Below are 4064 nucleotides of genomic sequence, written 5' to 3'. Positions count from 1 at the left end.
ATCTTCTTTTACCATCATTTTTAGTAACAGCACTTTATTCACAGGAAGCATTAAAATCAATTGAAGAAGAATATTATGATTTTCTTTCACTAACAGGAATTGTAGAACGCCCTACCCTTGGATACCGCACATTAAGCGATTCTGAATGGAACTTTATTGACGAAAACGAAGAATTACCGTCTCACCCATGGCAGAATAACAACCTGGAAACAAAATTCACTTTGCGGCAGGGAGCAGAAGGTTCTAATTGGTTCACCCGTGGCTTTGCCCACAGCCTAAAACTTAAAATTTATGGCCCAGGCTGGTACAACAGTTTTAACACAGCAGTACCTTACGGCCAGAACGACGGAGCCCTCTGGCAGGGAAAAGGTTATAATACAAGTTTGACAGGTGGTGCTCGTCTTGAAGCTTTTGGTTTTGAATTGACAGTAAAACCGATAGTATGTTTTAGTCAGAACCTTGATTTTGCCCCCCTTGGTAATGTTTATGGAAATAATTACGGAGCTTTCTTTGGACAAAATATTGATCTTGTAGAACGCTACGGAAATTCAGCATTCTGGACTTTTGACTGGGGTGACACAGAAGTTCGCTACAGCTGGCGCACATTTACAGTAGGCTTTGGTACACAATCACCTTGGCTCGGCCCCGCATGGCTTAACCCAATGCTTGGCAGTAACAATGCAGCATCATACCCAAAAGTCGATATAGGTCTACGCCGTACTAAAGTTTATCTTCCATTCTGCAACTGGTACATTGGTGATATTGAAGGAAGAATTTGGACAGGTATGCTTAAACAGTCTGATTATTACAATTTTACATCAGATTATAATAACAGAATGGTCAATGCTATGAGTGCAAGCTATTCACCTTCTTTTATTCCAGGCTTCACAATTGGGCTTAATAGAATTTTTATGACAAAATGGAAGGCTGAAAACCTGAAATATATTGCACGGCTTTTTACAACAAGTCGTGACAATGCAATAAATTCAGATAATTCAGAAGATCAGAAATTTTCGATTTTTGCAGACTGGCAGTTCCCAAAAGTTGGATTTGAAGTATATGGTGAATTCGGACGCGATGATTTTTCTTCTAATGAAGATACAAATCCATTCCATACAGCAATATATACAATTGGCGCAAAACAGTATATTCCTATAAAACTTACAAAATTATTTCCAAAATGGAAAAATGCTTTTAATTTAGATACAGAAATCATTTTTGAATGGAATAATTTTGAAATGAGCCAGGATTTCCAGCTTCAGTGGATATATCTTGGCTATTATGCACATAGTCCTATAACTCAAGGTTATACAAATAAAGGTCAGATTATTGGAGCAGGCTCAGGAGCCTTTGGAAACAGTCAATTCTTAGGATGGAGAATTTATTATCCAAAAGGAAGTACAATGCTTTACTTCCATAGATTCTGTCCTAACAATAACAGTGTTTATTCAAAGGCTGTAAATACGTCATCAGATGCTGTAAATGGTGATATTTACAAAACATGGTACGCTAACTTCGAAACCTATTTTGTTCTTGGCTTCAATACAAATTATTTTGTAACACCTGCCCTCAATGCTTCTTTAGGATTTGCTTATATGAAAATCTTCCGTTATCATTATACAAACGAAACAAAGCATAACTGTCAAATATCAGCAGGATTAAAATATAGCCTATGAAATCATTATTAAAAGTTTTTACAATTCTCACTCCGCATCAAATTAAATTATGTATTGCCCTTATCATCCTTATGTTTATTGGTGCACTTTTTGAAGCAGTTGGAATTGGGGCTCTATATCCTCTTATTACAATCATAAGCAAACCAGAATTTTTAAGCAAACACCAGGCAATTGCAAAAATTGTTGCCATCTTTGGAGTAACCACACACCGCTCCCTTATTATTTTTTCATCACTTTCTTTGATTGCCTTTTATATTTTTAAAAATATATTCATGCTTGTTCAGACAAAGTTGCAGATTCGCTTTTCAATGAACAATCAGAAGGATTATACGGAAAGACTTTATGCCTATTATCTTTCAAAGCCCTATCTCTATCACGTAAATACAAATATTTCTATTTTAAGCCGAAACATTCTGACCGGCGGAACTCAGATTTTTTCTGAAATTCTTATCTACCTTCTTACAATTATTACAGAACTTATCACAATTTTTATAATCTGGCTGATGATTTTTGCAATGGATCCTCTGACAGCCCTTGTGGTTGCAGGAATTCTTGGACCTCTTGTATTTTTTATTTTGAAGGGCTTTAGGAAAATTATTTCTAATCAGGGTGAACTGAGAAATAAAAATAACCAGAAAATCATAAAATGGATTAATCAGGGTTTTGGTTCGATAAAAGAAACAAAAGTTATGCAGACTGAAAACTATTTTATAGAAGAATTCAGTAAGACTTTTGACGAATTTTCAGATTCTTCCAGAGATTTTATTTTTATAGACAAAATTCCGCGAGTAGCTATAGAACTGATTGCACTTGGCGGTATTCTGGTAACTGTAATCATTAAGATGCTTATGGGAGCAGATCCAGCAAACATTGTTCCTTCTCTTGGTGTACTTGCCCTTGCTGCAGTCAGAATCATGCCAAGTTTGAATAAAATCATCAGCATGTTCAACAACATCAAATTCAAAATGCCGCTTTTTAATGACATGTATGATGATTTGCTTGCAGTTAAAAACAATAAAGATCTGGCAGAACGACATAAAATTCAGGTTGAAAAAGAAGCGATTACATTTGAAAATAGCATTGAAATTAAAGGCCTTTCATTCCGTTACCCTAGCAAAGAAGAAAATGTCCTGAACGACGTTAGTTTTTCAATTCCTAAGGGAAGTTTTGTGGGAATTGTTGGACCATCAGGAGCCGGAAAAACAACCTTTGTAGATATTTTACTGGGACTTTTACCCCCTACTTCCGGCAGCATTTTAGTTGATAACAGGGATATTTACGAAAATATTTCCAGCTGGCTTAATAATATCGCTTATGTTCCACAGTCAATTTATTTAATCGACGGCACAATCCGCGAAAATATTGCACTTGGAATTCCTGAAAAAGAAATTTCAGAAGAAAAGCTTGAACACGTTCTCAAAATGGCCGAGCTTTACGATTTTGTTCAGACACTCCCAGAAAAAGAAAATACAAACGTCGGCGACCGCGGCGCAAAACTTTCCGGCGGCCAGAAACAGCGAATCGGCATTGCCCGCGCCCTTTACCACCAGCCAAGCGTCTTAGTCCTTGATGAAGCCACCAGCGCCCTTGATAACGAAACAGAAAAGAGCATTACCGACACAATCTTAAAACTTAAGGGACAGATTACCATTATCTCGATTGCCCACCGACTGAGCACACTTGAGGCATGTGATTTTAAGATTAAGTTTGAAAATGGAAAAGTCTATAGATAAAATTCCAATTTTTTAATAATAAGGAATAAAAAAAATGTTACCAATAATTAAAGCTAAGTTTGGTTTCTTATATCATCCAATAGTTCACTTCATTCGAAAAGAAAAGTATTTTTTCAATACTTTTCTTCCGATAACAAACTATATTGATAAAAACCGAAATGAACCGTATTTATTTTTAGATATTACACGTTTTTATAAGCATGATGAAGGAACCGGCATTCATCGATGTGTGAGAGAATTCAACAAATACGTGAAAATTTGGTCAAAATACAAGATTGTTTATATCTTTGCAAAAAAATATATAGGATATTACAATTGTGAAACAAAAGAAAAAATAAAAATTATAAAAGGTGATATTTTTTTTCATTTAGACAATATAGATTTTATTTCCTTCTCAAACAGACGCTATCTAAAAACTTTTCATAAACATGGCTTAAAGATATTTAACTTTTTACATGATTTAATACCTGTCAGATATCCAGAAACTGTCGGTGATAGAAAATTAGTAAGACTTTTTCATAATGTTGTAAAAGAATATGTTAAATATGACGGTGTATTTGCAAATTCAAGATTTGTGCTTGATGATTTAAAATCATATCTAGAAGAAAATCCATATATCAAGAAAAACAAAAATTTACGACTGGAGTATGCCCAT

General features: G+C 34.9%; 3 protein-coding genes. All 3 read left to right on the top strand.

The window, feature by feature from the left end:
* Positions 1–1676 (top strand): capsule assembly Wzi family protein (locus MSI_RS13090; protein ID WP_050983953.1); only part of this gene is annotated, 1676 nt, incomplete at its 5' end.
* Positions 1673–3409: an ABC transporter ATP-binding protein gene (locus tag MSI_RS13085; protein ID WP_009107955.1), complete on the top strand. Its 1737-nt coding sequence runs from the start codon at positions 1673–1675 to the stop codon at positions 3407–3409. The genes MSI_RS13090 and MSI_RS13085, both read left to right, overlap by 4 nt.
* A 34-nt stretch (positions 3410–3443) precedes the next feature.
* Positions 3444–4064, top strand: a 621-nt coding sequence (locus MSI_RS13080) for a hypothetical protein (protein ID WP_039925026.1), incomplete at its 3' end; no start/stop codon positions are given.

Origin of the sequence: Treponema sp. JC4, from assembly GCF_000260795.1 — a bacterium.
Lineage (GTDB): Bacteria > Spirochaetota > Spirochaetia > Treponematales > Treponemataceae > Treponema_D.
The sequence above is the reverse complement of the archived record's forward strand: the minus strand, read 5'-3'. Positions and strand labels throughout refer to the sequence as shown.